This is a genomic window from Nonomuraea sp. CA-218870 (assembly GCF_050936535.1).
GTDB lineage: Bacteria > Actinomycetota > Actinomycetes > Streptosporangiales > Streptosporangiaceae > Nonomuraea > Nonomuraea corallina.
The window spans coordinates 2,148,787-2,170,701 of the sequence record NZ_JBNJMN010000001.1; the positions used below are offsets into that span (position 1 = coordinate 2,148,787).

The window sequence follows — 21,915 nt, forward strand, 5'->3', positions numbered from 1 at the left end:
GATGGTGCGCCCGGCCGCGAGGGAGGGTGCGGCCGGGCGTTCGTGGAGTGGTCATACGTCACGCAGCCGGGCGAAGACGGAGCGGTGACGGCGCTCGGGCCTGCCGGCCTTGACCGCTTCCCGCACCCGCCGGCGCTCGGTGGCCTCCTGGCGCAGCTCGTACGCCCGGTGCTGCATGACGGTGTAGTCGAACTCGGCGTTCATGAGAGTGCTCCTCTTCGTCTCTTCCGGCACTCTCAAGACTCGTCCTAAGGACCACCCCGGCACATCGGGCGGATGCCTTATCTCCGGACCCGGGGACCGGGCATCCCGCGTCTAGGTGTCCTAAGGTCTCGTGCCCGCCTTGAACGTGACCTCGGTGAAGCCGAGCGACTTCAGCATGCCCTCCAGCATGCTCCGCGTGTTGGCGTCGGCCCTGGCCCTCAGGTCGCTGGCCGCCGCCGCCTCGGCGATCTTGCGTTCGGCGAGCACGTACAGCTCCCGCTGGTCGGCCGGGGAACCGGACAGGAAGTCCTCCGCCCGGTCCAGCAGCCCGCGCTGCTGCGCGAAGACGTAGGAGCGCTCGTTGTCGAGGTTGGGCTTCTCCAGCTGGGCGGGCGGCAGGGTGATCGTCACGGACCTGCGGTCCTCCGACACGGTCAACGCGTCCCCGGCCAGGCCGGCGAAGTCGACGTAGGCGTCCACGCCGCCCGCCCCGACGAAGAGGGTGCGGGAGCCCTTGACCGCGTCGGGCAGGAAGTTGGCGTCCTTCTCCAGGTCCACCACGACCTGGAAGCTGCCGGTCGCGGCCTCGAAGCGGCTCAGGTCCTTGATGGACTGCAGCAGCACCGGCTGGCTGCGGTCGACGGTCTGCTCACCCATGGGGTTGAGCCAGGACCAGGCCAGCCGCCCGGCCACCACGAGCAGGACCGCCAGAACGAGCAGTCCCGCGAGATATCGCCACGTGCGGCGCCGGCCCGGAGTGACCGACGGGGGCGCCGTCTGCGAAGTCGTCATGTGACCTTGACTACCCTGAGATGGATCATCTGTGCCAGCTCTGAGGTGACATCTCCGGTCCCCAGTTCGGCGAGGGCTGCCCGCTCGGGTCCGGATAGACGGGGTAGACCTGCGGGGCGCTCTCCTGGTGCACCTGTGTGGCGACCGGGGTGGACACCTGCGGGGGAGTGCCGGCCGGGCCGCCGCCGAAGTGGGTGGCCGACAGCTTGCACGCCTGGAAGTCGCTGAAGAACATGCGCAGCCACTCGCGGCGCTGGTGCTCGTTGAGCCCGGAGAACCAGGCGGCGGCGTACTCGTGCTCCAGCAGCGGCCCGCCGGGCAGCGGCTCGCCGCGCAGCCAGGCCGTCACGATCTCGCGGTAGCCGTCGGCGGGGCTGCCGGGGCACCGGGCGGCCAGCGCGTCGACGTACTCGTGCGCGGCCTCCTCGGCGAACCCCGCCGACAGGTCGGGCACGTGGATCGGCGCCAGCCCGTGGGACGGCTTGAGCGGCTCGTCCAGCGGCCGCTGCTCGACCCGGGTGAACGCGGCCGGGGTCTCCGCCAGGCGCGAGGCGATCTCGGTGAAGGCGGCGCCCAGCTCGGTCAGCCCGCCGCGCATGCCGGGGTGGAGGCATACGGTGATGGGCCACTCCTGGCAGCTGTAGGCGATCTCGTGGGCCGCCGCGGGCCGCGGCTCGGAGAGCACCCGCGCCACCCCCGTTGCGGCCCCCAGCGTCGCCAGCAGCGCGAACGCGAGCACCAGGGCCTGCCGGGTGACCAGGGCGGCCCACCCCAGCAGCAGCGCCCCGGTGACGCCCAGCAGCCAGATGATCTGGTTGAGGAACACGGCCCCGCTCAGCCCCTGGAACAGGTCGTACGGCTCGCCCGTACCCGGTGCGAGACGGCCGGCCCAGCCCGCGCCGTCGGCGAGCCAGCTGAACAGCGCGTAGCAGCCCAGCCCTGCCAGCGGGACGGTCGGCGTGTACGGCAGCATCCAGCCGGCCACCCACCCGATCACCGAGTAGAGCGCCAGCCCCGCCATGCCCATGCCCAGGCCCGTCAGGCTGAGCCGGCCCGCCTGCTCGGTGAGCAGCGTCCTGCCGGCCAGCACGAGCACGGTGGCCGCGAACGAGCCCGCCACCACCAGCACGATCGCCAGCGGCGCCTTCAGCGCGCGCCAGGTCGTCAGCGGCAGGTCGCGCGTGGCACGGCGCTTGCGCAGGGCCACCCAGGCGGCGAAGGCGGCGGCGACCGGCCCGGTGATCCGGAGCGAGCCGATGACCGCCGCCACGATGTTCTCCCACGCGTCCACACCGGGGATCAGGACGCTCCACGCCGCGACCAGCCCGAGCAGCAGCAGCACGACCACCGTGACGGCCGCGCCCTGTTTGATCTCCCCGCGTGTGACGCCCCCGTGTTCACGCACGCGTCATCCCCATGAAGTCCATCAAGCACCCCCCGTGCCCCGTAGGCGACGGCGGGAGCGGGCGAAGTCCGGCCGGGTCCCCACGCGGCTGATGGACTTGGCTCCCCCGTCACCAATCAATGCGAGAACCATAACGGAGCGTGATGAAGGATGCCCGGATTCTTGGCCAAGCGGAGAAGGCGATGGCGCTCTGTAAGCAGACGAATCTGGACGAGGGGCGCGCTAACGTATCTGCGTGTCGCAGCCCAAGCCGCTCAACCTTCCGTTCGACCCCATCGACCGGGCCGCGGAGACCTGGCGCGCGCACTTCGGCGCCTCGTCCGCGATGGCCGCCGTCACGTCGATCATGAGAGCGCACCAGATCCTGCTGTCCCAGCTCGACTCGCTGCTGAAGCCGTACGACCTGACCTTCGCCCGCTACGAGGCCCTGGTGCTGCTGACCTTCAGCAGGACCGGGGTGCTGCCGCTGTGGAAGATCGGCGAACGGCTGATGGTCCACCCCACCAGCGTCACGAACACCGTCAGCCGGTTGGAGCGGTCCGGGCTGGTGCGCCGCATGCCCAACCCGCGGGACGGGCGCGGCGTGCTCGCCGAGATCACCCCGGCCGGACGCGACGTCGTGCGGCGCGCCACGGACGACCTCATGGCGGCCGAGTTCGGCCTGGAGATGTACGCCGAGAGCGAGCTTGGCCGGATGTTCGACCTGCTGCGCACGCTGCGGGTGGCGGCGGGTGACTTCTCGGTCCCTTCCATGGGGCAAGATGAGGAGCATGGCGGACTTCTCTAGGCCCGGGTCGCTCTACGGAGCGGTGGATCTGGGCGCGCGCAAGCAGGCTTTGGAGGCGCAGGCCCGGCGGGAGGCCGGGGGTTCCCAGGCTGCCTCATCGGCCTCGGTCGTCGACGTGACCGAGGAGACGTTCACGACGGACGTCATCGACCGCTCGATGAGCGTGCCCGTCGTGCTCGACCTGTGGTCGCCGCGGGCCCCGGGCAGTTCCCAGCTCAGCCCGGTGCTGGAGAAGGTCGTCGGCGACCTGGGCGGGCGGGCCGTCCTGGCCAAGGTCAACGTCGACGCCAGCCCGCAGATCGCGCAGGCCCTGCGCGTGCAGGCCGTGCCGACCGTGCTCGCGATCTTCCAGGGGCAGGCCGTCACCGGTTTCCAGCAGGTGCTGCCTGAGCAGGAGGTGCGCCGCTGGCTCGACGAGCTGATGGCCGCCGTCGAGCAGTTCTACCAGGCCAGCCCGGGGGCGCGGCCGCCCGCCCAGGGGCCGGGCGAGCCGGAGGCGCCGCCCGCGGACCCCGACCTGGTCGCCGCCGAGCAGGCCATCGACCAGGGCGACCTCGACGCGGCCGAGGCGGCCTACGAGCGGCTGCTCGCCCGCGTGCCCGCCGACGAGGACGCCAGGATGGGCCTGGCCGGCGTCAGGCTGATCAAGCGGACGTCCGACGCCGACCCGGCCGAGGTGCAGCGCCGGCTGCAGGACCCCGCCGACATCGACGCGCAGCTGCTCGCCGCCGACCTGGAGATGCTGTCGGGCTCGGTCGACGCGGCGTTCGACCGCGTCATCGGGGTGGTCAGGCGCACCTCCGGCGACGACCGCGACAAGGCCCGCGTCCACCTGCTGGGCCTGTTCGAGACCCTTCCGGCCGAGGACCCGTCCCTGGCGAAGGCGCGCAGAGCCCTGGCCAGCGCCCTGTTCTAGCCCGCGTTCTAGTCTGGAAGGGTGCACGTCGTCACCCTTTCGGCGACCTACGGCACCGCCGGCCACCAGATCGGCCCGGCGGTCGCCGGGCGGCTCGGCGTGCCCTTCGTCGACCGGGCCATCGCCGGCGCCGTCGCCGAGGAGCTGGGGTGCTCGCTGGAGGAGGCGCTCGCCTACGACGACCGCGCCGAGCACGGCCTGCGTCGGCTGTTGTTCGAGGCGCTGCGCCTGCCGACGGTCACGTTCGGCGGCGTCGACATGTACGTTCCCGGCGCGCTGCCGCGCGCGCCCGAGGAGTTCGTCCGGCGCACCGAGCGGGTGCTCCACGAGACCGCGCGCTCCCAGGGCGGGGTCTTCCTGGGCCGGGCCGGGGCGATCGTGCTCGCCGGCCTGCCCGGAGCGCTCCACGTGCGCCTCGACGCCCCGCTGGAGCGGCGGGTCCGCCGGGTGGCCGGGCTGCGCCGCACGACCGAGCACGAGGCGCGCGAGGTCATCGAGAACAACGACCGGGCCCGGTCCGCCTACGTCCGCCACTTCTACCGCGCGGACGCGGCCGATCCCCGCCACTACCACCTGATGGTCGACAGCACGGCGATCCCCGTGGCGGCGTGCGCCGACCTGATCGTCATGGCCGCCGAGGCGCTGGCTTGACCGGAACACCCCTAACATGGGAGCACTTCATGGTCAGGCGCGAAGGAGCGATTGACGTGGCGACCGTCCCGAGTGTGTCGTACTCCATCACCGTGCGGCTGGAGGTGCCGGCCGGCGGCAAGGCCGTCAGCCAGCTCACCCACGCCGTAGAGTCGGCCGGGGGGGTCGTGACCGCCCTCGACGTCACCAACGCCGGCCACGAGAAGCTACGGATCGACGTCACCTGCGCGGCCCGCGACACCGACCACGCCCAGGCCATCGTGGACCAGCTCGAGGCCGTCGAGAGCGTGGTCATCCACAAGGTCTCCGACCGGACCTTCCTCATGCACCTCGGCGGCAAGATCGAGATGCAGTCGAAGGTGCCGCTGCGCAACCGCGACGAGCTCTCCATGGCCTACACGCCGGGGGTGGCGCGGGTGTCCATGGCGATCGCCCGCAACAAGGAGGACGCCCGCCGCCTCACCATCAAGCGCAACACCGTCGCCGTCGTCACCGACGGCTCGGCGGTGCTCGGGCTGGGCAACATCGGGCCGGAGGCGGCGCTGCCGGTGATGGAGGGCAAGGCGGCGCTGTTCAAGCGGTTCGCCGGCATCGACGCCTGGCCCATCTGCCTCGACACCCAGGACGTCGACGAGATCGTGCGCGCCGTCCAGCTCATCGCCCCGGGCTTCGGCGGGATCAACCTCGAGGACATCGGCGCGCCGCGCTGCTTCGAGGTCGAACGGCGGCTGCGCGACCTGCTCGACATCCCGGTCTTCCACGACGACCAGCACGGCACCGCCATCTGCGTGCTGGCCGCGCTGACCAACGCGCTGCGGGTGGTCGACAAAAAGCTGGAGGACGTGCGCATCACGATGGCGGGCGCGGGCGCGGCGGGCAACGCGGTGCTCCGGCTGCTGATGGCCGCCGGCGCGCGCAACGTGATCGTCTGCGACTACCGCGGCGCCGTCCACGGCGCCCGCGACGACCTCGACGACTCGCTGCGGTGGATCGCCGAGCACACCAACGCCGACGGCTACTCCGGTGACCTGCGTGGCGCGGTGAAGGACGCCGACGTCTTCGTGGGCGTGTCGGCCCCCGGCATCCTCTCCGGCGAGGACATCGCCTCGATGGCGCCGGGCGCGGTGGTGTTCGCGCTGGCCAACCCGGAGCCGGAGGTCTCGCCCGACGAAGCCCGCGAACACTGCGCGGTGGTGGCCACCGGGCGCTCCGACTACCCCAACCAGATCAACAACGTGCTGGCCTTCCCCGGCGTCTTCCGCGGCCTGCTCGACGCGCAGGCCACCGAGGTCACGGAGGAGATGCTGCTGGCGGCGGCGGGCGCTCTCGCCGCCGTCGTGACGGCGGAGGAGCTCGGCCCCAACTACATCATCCCGAGCGTCTTCCACCCGGACGTGGCGGGCGCGGTGGCGGCGGCGGTCCGCGAGTCCGCGGGCGGCCGGGCCCGCGGTTTCACCGAGGCCTGACGAGAGCCCTTCCCGGGTTCTGGTCCGTACGGCGGGGGCGGCCATCGCGACGGTGGGCGCCCCCCGCTCGTCGTGGGGCCTCGGGGAAGCGACGGCTGCCCGGCCGGATCAGGACAGAGGTGTTGTCGCGGCCTGGGGCCGTTCATCAGAATCTGGAGCGTTCTAGAGGAGCGGTCACCGATCTCCGGGTGGCCGCGGCGACCTGGAACGGATGGAGACTCGATGGAGCCAGGGCCCCTCTCTGCGGGAACGGTCCGTCCCGGCGGGCGCACGGCGAAGGTGCGCACGGCCGTGCTCCGGGCCGCCCAGGACGAGCTGGTCGAACGCGGCTTCCACCGCCTGACCATGGAGCAGGTGGCGGGCCGGGCGGGCATCGGCAAGACCACCATCTACCGGCGCTGGGGCACCCGCGCCCGCCTGGTCACCGACCTCATGGGCGAGCTGGCGGCGCGGTCCTTCCCGCCTCCGGGCACGGACGCCGGCTCGATCGAGAGCGTCCTCCTGGCCAACGCCCGGTCCGTGCTGGCGGCGATCAACGACCCGCACTTCGGCGCCACCCTCCAGGCGGTGATCGCGGCCGCCACCTCCGACGAGGGGGCCGCCGCCGCGCTGCACGCCTTCTACGACCGGCGCATCACCGAGTGGGCCAAGGTCGTGGACGCCGCGGTCGCGGGCGGTGAGCTGTCGCCGGGCACCGATGGTGCGGAGCTCATCCGCGCGGTCTCGGCGCCGCTCTACTACCGCCTGATGGTCCTCAGGCAGCCCGTGGACGAGACGACGGCCGCCCGGTCGGCCGCCCGCGCGCTGATCGCCGCGAGGGCGGGCGCGTTCGTGACCTCCTGACGCTCCGTGCCCCAAGCGCCGCCGCGGTCGTCCGCATCGTGGCCTATCACTGCATTGCGTAACATCCGGCGGCTAGAGGCGCGAGAAGCCCTCTTCCTCCTTCATGATGGAGGTATGGCGGAGGCGATCTACGTCGGCGGGTTGTTGGTGGCGACGCCGCTACTCGACGACCCCAACTTCCGGCGTAGCGTCGTGCTGATCCTCGAACACGACCACGACGGCGGCACGCTCGGGGTGGTGCTCAACCGGCCGAGCGAGATCGCGGTGACCCAGGTGCTGCCCGTGTGGGACCCGCTGGTGACCGGGCCGCCGGTGCTCTTCGAGGGCGGGCCGGTGCAGACCGACAGCGCGCTGGCCCTGGCCGCCGTGCCGAGCGGCGAGGAGCCGCTGGGCTGGCGCAGGCTCCACGCCGGCACCGCGGCCGTGTCGCGGCTGGGCACGGTCGACCTGGACGCGCCGCCCGAGATCCTCCAGGGCGAGATCGCGCAGATGCGCATCTTCGCCGGCTACGCGGGCTGGACCACCGGGCAGCTGGAGAGCGAGATCGCGGAGGGGGCGTGGTACGTCGTGGACGCCGAGCCCGGCGACACCTTCCACGCCGACCCCGGCTCGCTCTGGCGGCATGTCCTGCGGCGGCAGAGAGGCGAGCTGGCGTTCGTGGCGACCTGTCCGGACGATCCCACGATGAACTGACCTAGACGTCCCAGCCGGGGCGCAGCGAGCGCTCGACGAGCTGGAGCGTCTCCTCCATGCGCCGGACGATCTCCCGCGGGCCGCACGGGTCGGCCGGGCAGGTGAAGCCGATCCGCATGGCGGCCATGACGAACGTCACGACGAGGTGGGGGAGCGGGGTCCGGCCGGGGTCGACGCCGCGGCGGGCGGCGATGGCCTCGACCAGGCGCCGCTCGGTCTCGATGACGCGGGCGAAGGTGGCGCTCGCCAGGTGGGGGTTGGCGTCGAGGAGCCGCCGCACCTTGAGGAATCGCGCGTTGTCCTCCGGTGTTGAGAGCTCCATGGTGCGCAGCAGCGCGCGCAGGGCGTGGGTCATGGAGGCGAACGGCGGCTCGTCCGGGGGCCGCTCGGCCAGGGCCTCCAGCATGGTCCGCTCGGTCTGTTCGTGGAACCACAGGACCAGGTGGTCCTTGCCGGTGAAGTAACGGAAGAAGGTGCGCGGGGAGACGTCGGCCGCGGCCGCTATCTGGTCGATCGTGGTCGAGTCGTACCCTTGTTCGAGGAAGAGCTCGAACGCGGCGTCCTGGAGGGCGAGCCGTGTCTTCTCCTTCTTGCGCTCCCGCAGACCCATGCCCGTAACCCCTTCGCCGTCTTCCTGTCATATTCTGCCACATGTCAGATGTAGGCGAATGAAACCCGTTTGTCAGCTGGCAGTCTCTGCCACTAATGTGCCTGAGGCTCAAAGAGACTCTTGAGGGGGATTTCATGGCAGAAGCGAAGGCGGTGGACGCGCCGTCGCCGCCACCGGCCGCGGCCGGCGCACGCGGCAATCCGTGGCTGGTGCTGCTGGCGGTCAGTCTCGGCGTCATCATGGTGATGCTCGACGGCACCGTGGTCGGCATCGCCAACCCGGCCATTCAGGCCGACCTTGGCGCCACCCTGGCCGAGCTGCAGTGGGTGACCAGCGGCTACTTGCTGGCGCTGGCGGTCTTTCTGATCACCGCGGGCAAGCTGGGCGACCTGTTCGGGCACAAGCGCGTCTTCCTCATCGGCGTCGGCGGCTTCGCCCTGGTGTCGGTGGGCATCGGCTTCAGCGCCGAGCTGGCCGACCTCATCCCGGGACTCTCGCCGGCGGGCGCCCTGATCGGCCTGCGCGTGCTGCAGGGCCTGTTCGGCGCGCTGCTGCAGCCGGCCGCGCTGGCGCTGCTACGTGAGGCGTTCCCGGGTGACAAGCTCAAGCAGGCGATGGGCGCGTGGGGTGCGATCATCGGCCTGTCCAGCGCGGCCGGCCCGATCGTGGGCGGCGTGCTCGTGGAGAACGTGAGCTGGGAGTCGGTCTTCTTCATCAACGCCCCGGTGGGCATCCTCGCCCTGGTGCTGGGCGTGCTGCTCATCGAGAAGAGCCCGATCAAGGTGATGAACAAGATCGACTGGGGCGGTGTCGTCCTGCTGTCCGGCGCCATGTTCGCGCTGGTGTGGTCGATCATCAAGGCGCCCGAATGGGGCTGGGGCGACTCCACCACGCTCGGCTTCCTGGCCGCCTTCGCGGTGCTCACCGCCGCCTTCGTCTTCTGGCAGAGCCGGGCCAGGCAGCCGCTGGTGCCGCTGTCGCTGTTCGCCAACGCGTCGATCTCCATCGGCACCCTGCTGATGATGATGGTCGCCTTCGCGATGTTCGGCGCCATGTTCTTCCTGGGCTTCTTCTTCCAGGGCACCCACGGGCTGACCCCGCTGGAGGCGGGCCTGCGGATGCTGCCCATGAGCGCGGGCATGATCGTCGCCTCTCCGCTGGCGGGCATCCTGCTCGGCAGGCTCGGGCCACGGCTGACGATGTCGGCGGGCCTGGTGGTCACCGCCGGGGCGATGTTCCTCATGTCCCAGCTGACCATCGACGCCTCGTTCCTGGAGACCTCGATCCCGTTCGTGGTGCTGGCGTTCGGCATGTCGCCGGTCTTCGTGGGCGCCACCGAGATCATCGTGGGCAACGCCCCCGAAGGCCTCACCGGCGTCGCGGGCGGCCTGCAGCAGTCGGCCATGCAGGTCGGCGGCGCGCTCGGCACCGCCATCCTGGGCGCGGTCATGGCCGGGCGGATCTCCGCCACGCTCCCCGGTCACCTCGGCCCCGCCGCCCAGGCGATCCCGCCCGGCCAGCTGGAGCAGCTGGAGGCGGCGGCCTCGTTCGGCGGGCTCCCGCCCGGCATCCCCGAACAGCTGGCCCAGGCCGTGGGCCCGGCCGTGAAGAGCGCCTTCATGGACGGCATGAACATGGCCTTCCTGGTGAGCACCGGCATCGCGCTGCTCACGGCGGTGCTGGCCCTGTTCGTCAAGTCCGGCCGCAAGATGGACGACGTCCCCGTCCACGTCGGCTGAACCCGCGTCACGGCCCCCGACCGCACCGGCCGGGGGCCGTACCGTTCTTCTGGCCCGTACCCGGGCGGGCATAGACTCGGTGGGGTGAGCACGAAGATCCTTCCAGAGCAGGAAACCCGTCCGAAGACGTCACACGGTGACGGTGACCACGAACGGTTCGCCCACTACGCCGACAAGCACAAGATCACCGAGTCCATGGTGACGGGCACGCCGATCCGCGCCCTGTGCGGCAAGGTGTGGGTGCCCAGCCGGGACCCGAAGAAGTACCCCGTCTGCCCGGAGTGCAAGGAGATCTACGAGGGACTCCCGTCCGGCGGCGGCGAGGGCGACGGCAAGGGCGAGTGACCTCGGCCCCCTCGCCCGCCGCACGCGCCCGCCTGAATACGATGTCGGGGTGACAGTACCGAAAGCACTCGACGCCCCATACGATGCCCCGCGCATCTTCGGCCCCGCCTACCGCACGGCGACCCTGGGCATCCTGCTCGTCGTCACGCTGGTCGCGTTCGAGGGCATGTCGGTCAGTGTCATCATGCCGCAGGTCTCCAAGGACCTGAGGGCCCTGGACCTCTACGGGGTCAGCTTCTCCGCGTTCTTCATCGCCAGCCTGTTCGCCAACGTGGTGGCGGGCCTGTGGGCCGACCGGCGCGGCTACGCGCTGCCGTTCCTCGCCGGTCTGGGGATCTTCGTGCTGGGCATGGCGCTCGCCGGGGCCGCGACTGGCAAGGAGATGTTCCTGCTGGCGCGGGCGGTGCAGGGGCTGGGCGCCGGCCCGACGGTCGTGGCGCTCTACGTGATGATCGCCCGGGTCTACCCGCAGGACGTCCGCCCCCGCGTGTTCGCGGCGCTGTCGGCCGCGTGGGTGCTGCCGTCGATGATCGGCCCGTCCGTGGCGGGCTTCGTCGCGCAGTTCGACTGGCGCTGGGTGTTCTACGGCATCATCCCGCTCGTCGTGCCCGCCCTGCTCATGCTCGCGCCCTCGCTCAGACGGCCGATGGACGACCACGAGCCCGCCACCGGCCCGCGCTCGCGCCCGGCCGCCATGACGGTGGCCGCCACCGCGACCGCCACCGGCAGCGGCGTGCTCCTGTACGGGATCGAAAGGCTGGACGCGTCGCCGGTCGCCGGCGCCGTGTGGAGCCTGCTCGGCCTGGCGGCCCTGGGGTACGGGCTGGGCAGGCTGCTGCCGCCGGCCGCGCTCCGGTTCGGCCGCGGGCTGCCCACGACCGTCATGATGCGCGGGCTGTTCTCCGCGGCGTTCTTCGGGGTCAACGGGTTCATCCCGCTGGCCCTGACCGACGTCAAGGGGTTCTCCGTGGCCCAGGCGGGCCTCGCGCTGACCACCGGGGCCCTGGGCTGGTCGGCCGGCTCGTACCTGCAGAGCAGGCGTGAGATCGAGCCGCACCGCCGGATCAGGACGGGCGCGGCGTGCGTGACCCTCGGCATCCTGCTCGCCGTGCCGGCGGTCGTGCCGGGGGTACCCGGCTGGATCGCGGTGCCGGCCTGGATCGTCGCCGGGTTCGGGATGGGGCTGGCGATGGCCACCATCAACGTCACCGCGCTCAGGCAGTCGCCGGTCAACGAGCAGGGCGCCAACAGCGCCTCGCTGTCCGTGACCGACATGCTGGGAGCGGCGCTCGCGCTCGGGATCGCCGGCGCGCTGTCGAACCTCATCGGCCACACGCCCGATCAGATCGCGGTGGGGTTCGCGGTGATCTGCGGGCTGATGGCGCTGATCGGGCTGGCGGCCACCTTCCTCGCGGCGCGGGTGGCCGCCCCGGCAACCTGATCCGTCACTCCAGCCCCGGCCGCAACGGATCGCCGGACCGGCGCCGCCCGTGATGGTAGGACATCGTCCATGGAGCGTGACGACCGCGTCCGGACGCGCTGGGACTCGCTGCCGCCGTCCGCGCGCATGCACGGCACCCCCGCCGATCCCGGCCCCCGGCTGCCGGGACGGGCCCTGCGCCGGGTGGCCTGGCCGGTGCTGGCGATCGCGGCGGCGACGGCGCTGGTGGCGGCGCTCGCCTTCGCGGCGCCGCGCGTGCTGCCCACCGGCGGCGGGACGACGCCGCTGATCGACACGCTCGCCGGGGTGCGGCTGGAGCTGCCGCCCGGGTGGGCGGACGGCAAGGTGGCGCCGGTCACCGGGTTCACCGCCGTCGCCAGGGACGACGACGGCGGCGGCGTGGTCATGACCAGGCCGCTGGCGGGACCGGTGAAGGACCCCGGCGAGAGCGTCAAGGACGCCGTCGCCCACTACGCGCGGCTCCTGTTACAGGGTGACCGGGTGAAGGTGGTCGACGACCGGCCGGTCGCCCGGGGGCACACCAGGGCGGTGCGCGCCCAGTACGACGACGTGGTCAACCGGCCCGCGTACCTGCGTGTGACTCTCGTCACGCATGGCGGGGGAGCGGCGCTGGTCCTCGGGCTGCTCCAGCCGGAGGAGACGGCCGCCAGGCAGGCACTGGACGCGGTCATGGCGAGCGCCGGGTGAGCCCGATAGCACGCATGAGAGTGTTTGGCCAGAATCGACGGTGCGCGGCACGTCTTGTCAGTGAGCCGGTTTACTCTTGGGACACTGTGAGACAGCGAAGCACACGAACCTCAGAGGTGATGCGGTGAGCACCTTCGCCGCATCCCACCTGTCGCCTTCCTATCCCGACCGCGCCGCGTGGGGCACCGCGCCCAAGCTGCGCGCCTGGCAGCAGGAGGCGTTCGACCTCTACTTCGGGCGAGAGCCACGCGACTTCCTCACCGTGGCCACGCCGGGCGCCGGCAAGACCACCTACGCCCTGCGCATCGCCAGCGAGCTGCTCACCCGCGGGGTGATCCGCGCGATCACCATCGTCACCCCGACCGAGCACCTCAAGCGCCAGTGGGCCGACGCCGCCGGCAAGGTGGGCATCGGCATCGACCCCGAGTTCAAGAACAGCCAGGGCGCCACCAGCCGCGACTACACCGGGGTCGCGGTGACCTACGCCCAGGTCGCCATGCATCCCGCCCTCCACCGCGCCCGCACGGAGGCCCGCAAGACGCTGGTCATCTTCGACGAGATCCACCACGCGGGCGACGCCAAGTCGTGGGGCGACGGCGTGCGCGAGGCGTTCGAGCCGGCCACCAGGCGGCTGCAGCTCACCGGCACCCCGTTCCGCTCCGACGACAGCCCGATCCCGTTCGTCACCTACGAGGAGGACGGCGAGGGCCTCAAGCGCAGCCGCGCCGACTACTCCTACGGCTACGGCCCCGCGCTCGCCGACAACGTCGTGCGGCCGGTGATCTTCCTGGCCTACTCCGGCGAGATGAGGTGGCGCACCCGCGCGGGCGACGAGCTCGCCGCCACGCTCGGCACCCCGCTCACCAAGGACCAGCTGTCCCAGGCCTGGCGGGCCGCCCTCGACCCGAAGGGCGACTGGATCCGCCAGGTCATGCAGGCCGCCGACCGGCGCCTGACCGAGGTGCGCCGGCACGTGCCCGACGCGGGCGGCCTGGTGATCGCCACCGACCACGAGACGGCCCGCGCCTACGCCCGCCACCTGCGCGCCATCGCCGGCGAGCCGGCCACCGTCGTGCTGTCCGACGACCCCGGCGCGTCCAAGAAGATCAAGCAGTTCGCCGCGTCAGGCGACCGCTGGCTGGTCGCCGTCCGCATGGTCTCCGAAGGGGTCGACATCCCCCGGCTGTGCGTGGGCGTCTACGCCACCTCCACGTCCACGCCGCTGTTCTTCGCCCAGGCCGTGGGCCGCTTCGTGCGCGCCCGCAAGCGCGGCGAGACCGCCTCGGTGTTCCTGCCGTCGGTGCCCACCCTCATGGGGCTGGCCAACGAGATGGAGGCCGAGCGCGACCACGTGCTCAACCGCCGCCCGCCCGAGGACGGCCTCGACGACAGCCTGCTGCAGGACGCCAACCGCAAGAAGGACACCCCTGACGTCCTGGGCGACGAGCTGCCGTTCGAGACGATGGAGACCTCGGCCACCTTCGACCGGGTGCTCTTCGACGGCGGCGAGTTCGGCACCGGCGCGGAGGTCGGCTCCGCCGAGGAGGAGGACTTCCTCGGCCTGCCCGGCCTGCTGGAGCCCGACCAGGTGGCCACGCTCCTGCGCAAGCGCCAGTCCGACCAGCAGGCGGCCAGGCGCAAGCAGCCCGCCGAGCCCAAGGACACCCTCGCCCCGCACGAGCGCATCGCCGAGCTGCGGCGCGAGCTCAACGGCCTGGTCGGCGCCTGGAACCACCGCACCGGCCAGCCCCACGGTGTGATCCACGCCGAGCTCCGCCGTTCCTGCGGCGGACCGCCGATCGCGCAGGCCGGCGCCGAGCAGATCCAGGAGCGCATCGACCTCATCCGGCGCTGGGCCACCCAGCGCCGGTGAGGCTTTCGGATCAGCGGCCGGCGATATCGTGACGCTCCGTAACCCTATGCGTTTGGCGACAGAGTCGTAGCCTTCCGTTAGAAAGCGGGCCGCGTCGGCAACACTTCCCCTTGGGCTGCCTTACGGAGATCCAGAGGGACGTGCTCATGTCGCCTGAGGCCATGGGAAGGCCGCTGCTCGTCGTCTCGTGCGGCCTCTTCTCCGACACGGTCGTCGTCCGGCTGAGCGGCGAGATCGACGCGTACGGGCTCGCCCCGCTCCGAGAGCACCTGCAACGCGTGTGGGAGCTGCCGCCCACGTCCTTCCTGGTTCTCGACATGCGCGAGGTCGGCTTCTGCGACTCGATGGGCATGAACGAGCTCCTCGACATCATGCACCGGTGCGAGGCGCGTGACACCCGGCTGCTGCTGGGCGGCGTGCAGGGCGTGCTGGCCCGGGTGCTGTCCATCACCGGGCTGCGCAACGCCTTCGAGGTCTTCGGCACCCTCGACGAGGCGTTGCGCCGCGCCGCCGTGCGGGCCTGAGAACGTGCGGGCCTGAGAACCCGAATCCCGCCATCGGGTGAAAAGGAGTGACGACACCCGATGGAGAGGGGGCGAGTTTGATCACGGACACAGCACGCGTGTCCACAGACGCCGAGGTGATCGAGCAGTCCTGGCGGGACCCGGCCGCGTTCTCGACGCTGTTCGACCGGCACGCGCCCGCCTTGCACCGCTACGTCACCCGGCGGCTGGGCGACTCGCTCGCCGACGACCTCGTCGCCGAGACGTTCCTGGCCGCCTTCCGCCGACGCGACCGGTACGACGTGCGCCACGCCGACGCCCGCCCCTGGCTGTACGGGATGGCCGCCAACCTGATCGGCAAGCACCGCCGTACCGAGATCAGGTCCTACCAGGCGCTGGCCAGGACCGGCGTGGACGACGTGGTGGAGAGCTACGCCGACCGGGTGGACGCGCGGGTGTCGGCCTCCGCGACGCAGCGCGACCTCGCCCGCGCGCTGGCCGAGCTGTCCCCCGACGAGCGTGACGTGCTGTTGATGACCGCGTGGGCCGACCTCGGCTACGAGGAGGTGGCCCAGGCGCTCGGGATCCCGGTGGGGACCGTCAGGTCAAGGCTGCACAGGGCCAGGAAGAAGACCCGCGCCGCGCTGGGCGGGATGGACCCGACCGACATCGAGGAGGAAACAGACCATGGATGACCTGCGGCTGCTCCAGGAGATGCGCGCGGACGCGCCGGAGCCCGACGATCGGCGGCTCGCCACGATGCGCGCCGCGCTCGGCGAGGAGATCACGGTGCACGGCCTCACCACCGGAGCACCGCCCCGCGAGGCCCTCGCCGCCGGCGCGCTCGCCACCCAGGGCGCCGTCCGGGGGACCGCCGCGCGGCGGGTGCCCCGGCGGTTCGTCAAGCTGGCCGCCGCGCTCTCGGGAGTCGCGGCCGCCGCCGTCGCGGCGCTGATGATCAACGGCGGCGCGTCCGCGGCGTTCGCCGTCGCCTCACAGGCCGACGGCTCGATCAAGGTGACCATCAACGAGCTCCGCGACCCGGGGGAGCTGGAGCGGGCGCTGGCGGCCCAGGGCGTCGACGCCCAGGTCGACTACCTTCCCGAGGGCAAGACCTGCCAGCCGTCCAGGGGCGAGCCCGCCAAGGCCGAGGGGCGGGTGGAGTCCGGCCTGCACGCGAACGGCGGCAAGGTGGACTTCACCATCACCAAGAACGCGGTCGGCGGTGGCGAGACGCTCGTGCTGGCGGTCACCGGCAGCGGGCCAGGTGAGACGCCCACCAGCTTGTCCATCTCGGTGATCAAGGGTGAGGTGAAGGAGTGCGCGCCGGTCCCGCTGCCCAAGCCGGCGGGGTCCGGCGAGCGCGTGTCAGGGCCTGAGAAGGGAACCGAGGGCCCGGCGGCGGACACCCGCGGCACAACCGAGCAACGGGACGACGACGGCTCGCCGCGCCTGGACAGCGACGGCGGCTGACCCGCCGCACCCTCGCCCGGCGGGCCCGGGGTCGCCGGGCGACCGGGTCCGGCCCGCACCCTGCTCTCACCTCGGCCCGGCGGGAACGGCCGGCGTCCCCGAGCGATGTGCACCGGAGGTGGAGATCTTTCCTCCGGGTGGAGAAAGTCCTTCGGGTTCTTGGCGTCCGCATCACCGGAGCGTGAAGGAATCTGTACTCTTCGTGATCGGTGGCGTCGCAGGGACGCCGCGTTACCGTAGAGGAGTGCCAGAGGTGAGTCTGTACCTGCCGGAGGACATGAGGCAGCGGGTCGCGGAGGCGGCCCGGGCGCATCACATGTCCGAGGACGCCTACATGCGCGAGGCGATCGCCCGGATGCTCGGCGACGACATCGTGACCGAGCGGCCCCGCCCCACGCTGCCGCTCTTCGAGTTGAGCGACGAGCCGCTGACGGCCGAACGCGTCGATGAGATCCTCGCGGAGGGTTTCGGCGAGGGCGGGCGCGGCTGATGCTCGTTCTCGACACCAGCGGCCTGCTCGCTGCGATCGACCCGGGGCAGCCGCAGCACAAGGAGGCCCGCGACGTGCTCTTCACGGAGCGAGGAGCGATCCTTCTGTCCCCGTACGTGCTCGCGGAGACCGACTACATGATCCTCAAACTCGCGGGAGTGCGTCGCGAACTCGACTTTCTGCGGAGCATAACCAGCGGCTTCTACGAGATGGTCGTCATGTCCGCACTGGACGTACGACAGGCGGCGGACATCGTGGAGCAGTACGCGAGCATGCAGGTCGGCCTGACTGACGCGTCTGTGGCGCTCATCGCGGCCCGCTATGAGACGACTCGGGTGCTCACGCTGGATCAGCGGCACTTCCGGGCGATGAAGCCGCTGTGGGGCGACGCGTTCACCGTGTTGCCCGCCGACGTGAACTAGCGGACCATCGGGGCGCCGTGCAGGGTGACGCCGGCGGCGTCGAGCTGGGCCACGGCCGCGTCCGTCGTCTGCCGGGACACGCCGGCCGTGAGGTCGAGCAGCACGCGGACCGCGAGGCCGTGCGTGACGGCGTCGACGGCGGTGGCGCGGACGCAGTGGTCGGTGGCGATGCCGACGATGTCCACCTCGCGCACGCCGCGCTCGCGCAGCCACTCCGACAGCGGCACGCCGTCACCCGAGGCGCCCTCGAAGCCGCTGTAGGCCGCCTCATGGGCGCCCTTGCTGAAGACCTCCTCCACCGCCGAGGTGTCGAACGCCGGGTGGAAGTCGGCGCCGGGCGTGCCGGCCACGCAGTGGGCCGGCCAGGAGGTCACGAAGTCGGGCTCGTCGGCGAAGTGCGGCCCGGGGTCGACGTGGTGGTCACGGGTGGCCACCACGTGGTCGTAGCCGTGGGCGGCCACGTGCCGGGTGATCGCGGCCGCCACCTCGGAGCCGCCGGCCACGGGGAGGCTGCCTCCCTCGCAGAAGTCGTTCTGCACATCGACGATGATCAGCGCCGTACCCATAGGGGCCACGATACGTCAGGCGAACTCCGTGGGGATCGCCGCGTACCCGCGGACGAGGTGGAGTGCGTCCTGCGGCAGGCGGGTGAGCGCCTCGGCGTGGCGGTTCCGCGCCTCGGTGAGCGGCTCCCGGCCGATGATCTCACCGTCGCGCACGAGCTCGGTCAGCAGCGGCACGCCGCCTGCCGGCACCAGCCCGGACGTGCTGACCAGCTCCGTCTCGTAGTGGCCGGACGCGTCGAGCACGCGGTAGGCGTGTTTGAGCCCGCCCCGCGACGGCTTGCCCACCGACCGCTTGGCCACCGGCTCCAGCTTGCCGGTCGCGGTCTCGCGGGCCACCAGCTTGTAGACCAGCGCGGCCGTGGGCACTCCCGAGCCGGTCACCAGGGAGGTGCCGACGCCGTAGCCGTCGACGGGGGCGGCGGCGAGCGCGGCGATGGCGTACTCGTCCAGGTCGGAGGTGACCAGGATGCGGGTGTGGAAGGCGCCGAGCGCGTCGAGCTGCTCGCGTACCTCCTGGGCGGCGGCGGCGAGGTCGCCGGAGTCGATGCGGACGGCGCCGAGCTTCTCCCCGGCCAGCTCGACCGCGGTGCGCACGGCCTCGGGCACGTCGTAGGTGTCGATGAGCAGCGTGGTGTCGGGGCCGAGGGAGGCGATCTGGGCCTCGAACGCCTGCCGTTCGGTGTCGTGCAGGAGGGTGAAGGCGTGGGCGGCCGTGCCCGCCGTGGGGATCCCGTACGCCCGCCCGGCCTGGAGGTTGGAGGTGGAGGCGAACCCGGCGAGGTAGGCGGCGCGGGCGGCGGCGACGGCGGCCTGCTCGTGCGTGCGGCGTGAGCCCATCTCGATGAGCGGCCGGGCGCCGGCGGCGTTCACCATCCGGGAGGCGGCCGAGGCGATCGCGCAGTCGTGGTTCAGGATCGACAGGATGAGGGTTTCGAGCAGCACGGCCTCGGCGAACGTGCCCTCGACGACCATGATGGGGGAGGCGGGGAAGTACAGGTCGCCCTCGCGGTAGCCGTGGATGCCGCCGGAGAACCGGTAGTCGGCGAGGAAACCGAGGGTCTCCTCGTCGACCACCCGCCGCTCGCGGAGGAAGGCGAGTTCGTCGGTGCCGAAGCGGAAGCGTTCGAGCTCGTCGAGGACCCGTCCGGTGCCGGCGACGACCCCGTAGCGGCGCCCTCCTGGCAGGTGGCGGGCGAACACCTCGAAGACCGCCCGCCGGTGCGCGGCCCCGCTCCGCAGGGCCGCCTGCAGCATCGTCAGCTCATAGTGATCTGTGAGCAACGCCGTGCTCATGGTCATCGTCACGAGTCGAGAGTACGGCCCACATAGGGCAGACTCATGAATGTGGGTAGCACGGCTCCAATCACCGTCGAGCGTCCTTCACAGGACGTCCGGCCCGATCTGCCATGGGTCACGATCGTCTGGAATGACCCGGTCAACCTGATGTCCTATGTGACCTATGTCTTCCAAACGGTCTTCGGCTACACCCGGGAGAAGGCCGAGAAGCTGATGATGGACGTCCACCACAAGGGCAAGGCCGTCGTGTCCAGCGGCACCCGCGAGGAGATGGAACGCGACGTGCAGATTCTGCATTCCTACGGGCTCTGGGCCACGGTCCAGCCGGACTCGGTCAAGTGAGGCGGCGCTCGTGAGCTCGGGATTCTCCCCCGGACGCGGCGGGGGCGTGATCGCGGCGTTCGACGCCGCCGAGGTCTCGATCCTGCGTTCGCTCGTCTCGATGGTGCTCGGGCTGGTCGCGCCCGGCCAGACGAGCGACGACCCGCTGGAGCGGGCGCTGGGCATCGGCGACGCCAGTCCGCCGTCGGACCCGGTGCTGGCGCGGCTGTTCCCGTCGGCCTACGAGGACGAGCGGGAGTCGTCGGAGTTCCGCCGCTACACCGAGGCGACGCTGCGCGACGGCAAGCGCTCCGACGCCCAGACCCTGCTCGACACCGCCGCGCCGGGCCGGGTGGAGCTGACTCCTGAGCAGGCCCAGGCGTGGATGCGCGCGCTCAACGACGTGCGGCTCACGCTCGGCACCCGCCTGGAGGTGACCGAGGAGATCCACCAGGAGCTGGAGTCGATGTCCGAGGACGACCCGCGCTATCCGGCGTTCGTCACCTACGACTGGCTCACCTACCTGCAGGACAGCCTGGTCCGCGCCCTCTGGTAACTTCCGCTGCATGCTGACCATCTCGCAGGAACTGGTTGACAAGATCGTCGCCCATGCCCGGGCCGACCACCCCGACGAGGCGTGCGGTGTGATCGCGGGGCGGGACGGGGTGCCGGAGCGGTTCATCCCGATGGAGAACGCCGAGCGTTCGCCGACGTTCTACCGGTTCGACTCGATGGAGCAGTTCCGCGTCTGGCGTGAGATGGACGACCGCGACGAGGAGCCGGTGGTGATCTACCACTCCCACACCGCCACCGAGGCGTACCCGTCGCGGACGGACGTCTCGTACGCGTCGGAGCCGAACGCCCACTACGTCCTCGTCTCGACCAGGGACGAGAACGAGGTCGAGTTCCGCTCGTACCGCATCGTGGACGGTGAGATCAGCGAGGAAGAGGTAAGGTTCGTCCCATGATGGGCGGGCCTGTGCAGAGTTTCCTCTTCGCGCACACTCCTGCTGTCCTCCTGTACGACTGTCGTCCCCGCTGATCAGGAACCTGACCAGGAATCCCCAGCAGGCCATCGGCGTTGCATGCCGATGGGACGACGACCAGATCGAGGAGATTGACAGCGATGGCCATCGAGGTCCGCATTCCGACCATCCTGCGTAACTACACCGACGGCGCCAAGGCCGTCAGCGCCGAGGGCGCCACCCTGGACGAGCTGATCGCCAGCCTGGAGTCCCGCCACCCCGGCATCAAGGAGCGCCTCGTCGACGACAACGGCCTGCGCCGGTTCGTCAACGTCTACCTGAACGACGAGGACGTGCGCTTCCTCGGCGGGCTCGGCACCCCCGTCTCCGACGGCGACACGGTGACCGTCCTCCCGGCCGTCGCCGGCGGATGACATGCGGTTCGAATCCCTGATCGACTCGGTCGGCCGGACGCCCATGGTGGGGCTGCCGCGGCTGTCCCCGTCGCCGGACGTGCGCGTGTGGGCCAAGCTGGAGGACCGCAACCCCACCGGCTCCGTCAAGGACCGGCCCGCGCTGTGGATGGTCGAGCAGGCCGAGAAGGACGGCCTGCTCACCCCGGGCTGCACGATCCTGGAGCCGACCAGCGGCAACACCGGCATCTCGCTGGCCATGGCGGCCAGGCTCAAGGGCTACCGGCTGGTGTGCGTCATGCCGGAGAACACCTCCGAGGAGCGCCGCCAGCTGCTGCGCATGTGGGGCGCCGAGATCATCTCCTCGCCGGCCGCGGGCGGCTCCAACGAGGCGGTGCGGGTGGCCAAGGACCTGGCCGCGTCCCATCCCGACTGGGTCATGCTCTACCAGTACGGCAACCCGGCCAACTGGCGCTCCCACTACGAGACGACCGGGCCGGAGATCCTGGAGGACCTGCCCACCGTGACCCACTTCGTGGCGGGTCTGGGCACCACGGGGACCCTCATGGGCGTCGGCCGCTTCCTGCGCGAGCGCGTCCCCGGCGTGCGGATCGTGGCCGCCGAGCCGCGCTACGGCGAGCTGGTCTACGGGCTGCGCAACGTGGACGAGGGCTTCATCCCCGAGCTGTACGACGAGTCGGTGCTGACCACCCGGTTCTCCGTGGGGTCGGCCGACGCGCTGCGCCGCACCCGCGAGCTGCTGGCCTCGGAGGGCATCTTCGCGGGCGTGTCCACCGGCGCCGCCCTGCACGCCGCCCTCGGCGTCGCGCGCAAGGCCGTCAAGGCCGGCGAGCGGGCCGACGTGGTGTTCGTGGTGGCCGACGGAGGCTGGAAGTACCTCTCGACGGGCGCGTACGAAGGCACCCTCGACGAGGCCGAGCAGCGGCTCGAAGGCCAGCTCTGGGCCTGAGCGCGAGAAAGGGCGGCCGGCGT

Annotated in this window: 27 protein-coding genes; 21 read left to right on the top strand and 6 right to left on the bottom strand. The window is 71.6% G+C overall.

The annotated features are described in order from the left end of the window. Positions 1-51: 51 nt before the first annotated feature. The 3 genes from ACQEUU_RS10630 to ACQEUU_RS10640 form a co-directional block, all read right to left on the bottom strand. Positions 52-204 (bottom strand): hypothetical protein, encoded by a 153-nt coding sequence (locus ACQEUU_RS10630; protein ID WP_433063633.1) that lies wholly within the window; start codon positions 202-204, stop codon positions 52-54. Between the two features lie 120 nt (positions 205-324). After that, the gene (locus ACQEUU_RS10635; protein ID WP_433063635.1) at positions 325-996 is read right to left on the bottom strand and encodes a DUF4230 domain-containing protein; all 672 of its coding nucleotides are present in this window, start codon (positions 994-996) and stop codon (positions 325-327) included. A 25-nt stretch (positions 997-1,021) separates the two neighbouring features. Beyond that, entirely contained in the window at positions 1,022-2,401 is a 1,380-nt protein-coding gene (locus tag ACQEUU_RS10640) for a hypothetical protein (RefSeq protein ID WP_433063638.1), read from the bottom strand. A gap of 235 nt (positions 2,402-2,636) precedes the next feature. On the opposite strand from ACQEUU_RS10640, the gene ACQEUU_RS10645 reads away from it, so the two are divergent. The 6 genes from ACQEUU_RS10645 (at position 2,637) to ACQEUU_RS10670 (ending at position 7,757) form a co-directional block, all read left to right on the top strand. Beyond that, positions 2,637-3,188, top strand: coding sequence for a MarR family winged helix-turn-helix transcriptional regulator (locus ACQEUU_RS10645; RefSeq protein WP_433063641.1), 552 nt, complete (start codon positions 2,637-2,639; stop codon positions 3,186-3,188). Continuing rightward, positions 3,172-4,104, top strand: a complete 933-nt coding sequence (locus ACQEUU_RS10650; RefSeq protein ID WP_433063643.1) for a tetratricopeptide repeat protein — start codon at positions 3,172-3,174, stop codon at positions 4,102-4,104. The genes ACQEUU_RS10645 and ACQEUU_RS10650 overlap by 17 nt, the downstream gene beginning before the upstream one ends. 21 nt (positions 4,105-4,125) lie before the next feature. Further along, positions 4,126-4,755 (top strand): AAA family ATPase, encoded by a 630-nt coding sequence (locus tag ACQEUU_RS10655; protein ID WP_433063645.1) that lies wholly within the window; start codon positions 4,126-4,128, stop codon positions 4,753-4,755. Positions 4,756-4,811: 56 nt separating this feature from the next. Continuing rightward, positions 4,812-6,221, top strand: coding sequence for an NAD-dependent malic enzyme (locus ACQEUU_RS10660; protein ID WP_433063648.1), 1,410 nt, complete (start codon positions 4,812-4,814; stop codon positions 6,219-6,221). 222 nt (positions 6,222-6,443) lie between these two features. Further along, positions 6,444-7,064, top strand: coding sequence for a TetR/AcrR family transcriptional regulator (locus ACQEUU_RS10665; RefSeq protein WP_433063651.1), 621 nt, complete (start codon positions 6,444-6,446; stop codon positions 7,062-7,064). Between the two features lie 114 nt (positions 7,065-7,178). Continuing rightward, complete coding sequence (locus ACQEUU_RS10670; protein ID WP_433063653.1) at positions 7,179-7,757, top strand: YqgE/AlgH family protein; 579 nt, start codon at positions 7,179-7,181, stop codon at positions 7,755-7,757. A gap of 1 nt (position 7,758) precedes the next feature. Here ACQEUU_RS10670 and ACQEUU_RS10675 read toward each other — a convergent pair whose 3' ends face one another. Continuing rightward, positions 7,759-8,367, bottom strand: coding sequence for a TetR/AcrR family transcriptional regulator (locus ACQEUU_RS10675; protein ID WP_433063656.1), 609 nt, complete (start codon positions 8,365-8,367; stop codon positions 7,759-7,761). Positions 8,368-8,501: 134 nt separating this feature from the next. Here ACQEUU_RS10675 and ACQEUU_RS10680 point away from each other — a divergent pair, with 134 nt between their 5' ends. The 10 genes from ACQEUU_RS10680 (at position 8,502) to ACQEUU_RS10725 (ending at position 17,361) form a co-directional block, all read left to right on the top strand. Further along, on the top strand, positions 8,502-10,106 hold the full coding sequence (locus ACQEUU_RS10680; protein ID WP_433063659.1) for a DHA2 family efflux MFS transporter permease subunit: 1,605 nt from the start codon (positions 8,502-8,504) through the stop codon (positions 10,104-10,106). Between the two features lie 84 nt (positions 10,107-10,190). After that, positions 10,191-10,451: a DUF3039 domain-containing protein gene (locus ACQEUU_RS10685; protein ID WP_433063661.1), complete on the top strand. Its 261-nt coding sequence runs from the start codon at positions 10,191-10,193 to the stop codon at positions 10,449-10,451. 49 nt (positions 10,452-10,500) lie between these two features. Next, a complete protein-coding gene (locus ACQEUU_RS10690; protein WP_433063664.1) occupies positions 10,501-11,892 on the top strand; it encodes an MFS transporter in 1,392 nt (463 codons plus the stop codon). A gap of 69 nt (positions 11,893-11,961) precedes the next feature. After that, complete coding sequence (locus ACQEUU_RS10695) at positions 11,962-12,600, top strand: hypothetical protein (RefSeq protein ID WP_433063666.1); 639 nt, start codon at positions 11,962-11,964, stop codon at positions 12,598-12,600. A 124-nt stretch (positions 12,601-12,724) separates the two neighbouring features. Beyond that, the gene (locus ACQEUU_RS10700) at positions 12,725-14,473 is read left to right on the top strand and encodes a DEAD/DEAH box helicase (RefSeq protein WP_433063668.1); all 1,749 of its coding nucleotides are present in this window, start codon (positions 12,725-12,727) and stop codon (positions 14,471-14,473) included. A gap of 146 nt (positions 14,474-14,619) precedes the next feature. Continuing rightward, positions 14,620-14,997: an STAS domain-containing protein gene (locus ACQEUU_RS10705; protein ID WP_433063671.1), complete on the top strand. Its 378-nt coding sequence runs from the start codon at positions 14,620-14,622 to the stop codon at positions 14,995-14,997. Positions 14,998-15,095: 98 nt separating this feature from the next. Continuing rightward, positions 15,096-15,671: an RNA polymerase sigma factor gene (locus ACQEUU_RS10710; RefSeq protein WP_433063673.1), complete on the top strand. Its 576-nt coding sequence runs from the start codon at positions 15,096-15,098 to the stop codon at positions 15,669-15,671. Further along, a complete protein-coding gene (locus ACQEUU_RS10715) occupies positions 15,664-16,449 on the top strand; it encodes a hypothetical protein (RefSeq protein WP_433063675.1) in 786 nt (261 codons plus the stop codon). The genes ACQEUU_RS10710 and ACQEUU_RS10715 overlap by 8 nt, the downstream gene beginning before the upstream one ends. Positions 16,450-16,702: 253 nt before the next feature. Then, positions 16,703-16,939 (top strand): hypothetical protein, encoded by a 237-nt coding sequence (locus tag ACQEUU_RS10720; RefSeq protein WP_433063677.1) that lies wholly within the window; start codon positions 16,703-16,705, stop codon positions 16,937-16,939. Next, entirely contained in the window at positions 16,939-17,361 is a 423-nt protein-coding gene (locus ACQEUU_RS10725; RefSeq protein WP_433063679.1) for a PIN domain-containing protein, read from the top strand. The genes ACQEUU_RS10720 and ACQEUU_RS10725 overlap by 1 nt, the downstream gene beginning before the upstream one ends. On the opposite strand, the gene ACQEUU_RS10730 is transcribed toward ACQEUU_RS10725, so the two are convergent. After that, entirely contained in the window at positions 17,358-17,927 is a 570-nt protein-coding gene (locus ACQEUU_RS10730; protein WP_433063681.1) for a nicotinamidase, read from the bottom strand. The two genes, ACQEUU_RS10725 and ACQEUU_RS10730, sit on opposite strands and share 4 nt — an antisense overlap. Before the next feature lie 15 nt (positions 17,928-17,942). Continuing rightward, positions 17,943-19,226 carry a nicotinate phosphoribosyltransferase gene (locus ACQEUU_RS10735; protein ID WP_433071804.1) on the bottom strand — a complete coding sequence of 428 codons (1,284 nt, stop codon included), beginning with the start codon at positions 19,224-19,226 and terminating at the stop codon, positions 17,943-17,945. 45 nt (positions 19,227-19,271) lie between these two features. Here ACQEUU_RS10735 and clpS point away from each other — a divergent pair, with 45 nt between their 5' ends. The 5 genes from clpS (at position 19,272) to ACQEUU_RS10760 (ending at position 21,892) form a co-directional block, all read left to right on the top strand. After that, positions 19,272-19,565 carry an ATP-dependent Clp protease adapter ClpS gene (gene clpS / locus ACQEUU_RS10740; RefSeq protein ID WP_148034889.1) on the top strand — a complete coding sequence of 98 codons (294 nt, stop codon included), beginning with the start codon at positions 19,272-19,274 and terminating at the stop codon, positions 19,563-19,565. Positions 19,566-19,575: 10 nt separating this feature from the next. Further along, a complete protein-coding gene (locus ACQEUU_RS10745; protein ID WP_433063685.1) occupies positions 19,576-20,100 on the top strand; it encodes a DUF2017 domain-containing protein in 525 nt (174 codons plus the stop codon). Positions 20,101-20,110: 10 nt separating this feature from the next. Next, positions 20,111-20,512: a M67 family metallopeptidase gene (locus ACQEUU_RS10750; RefSeq protein WP_270159633.1), complete on the top strand. Its 402-nt coding sequence runs from the start codon at positions 20,111-20,113 to the stop codon at positions 20,510-20,512. Between the two features lie 158 nt (positions 20,513-20,670). Next, positions 20,671-20,943 (top strand): MoaD/ThiS family protein, encoded by a 273-nt coding sequence (locus ACQEUU_RS10755; protein ID WP_433063689.1) that lies wholly within the window; start codon positions 20,671-20,673, stop codon positions 20,941-20,943. 1 nt (position 20,944) lies between these two features. Continuing rightward, a complete protein-coding gene (locus ACQEUU_RS10760; RefSeq protein WP_433063692.1) occupies positions 20,945-21,892 on the top strand; it encodes a PLP-dependent cysteine synthase family protein in 948 nt (315 codons plus the stop codon). Positions 21,893-21,915 lie beyond the last annotated feature (23 nt).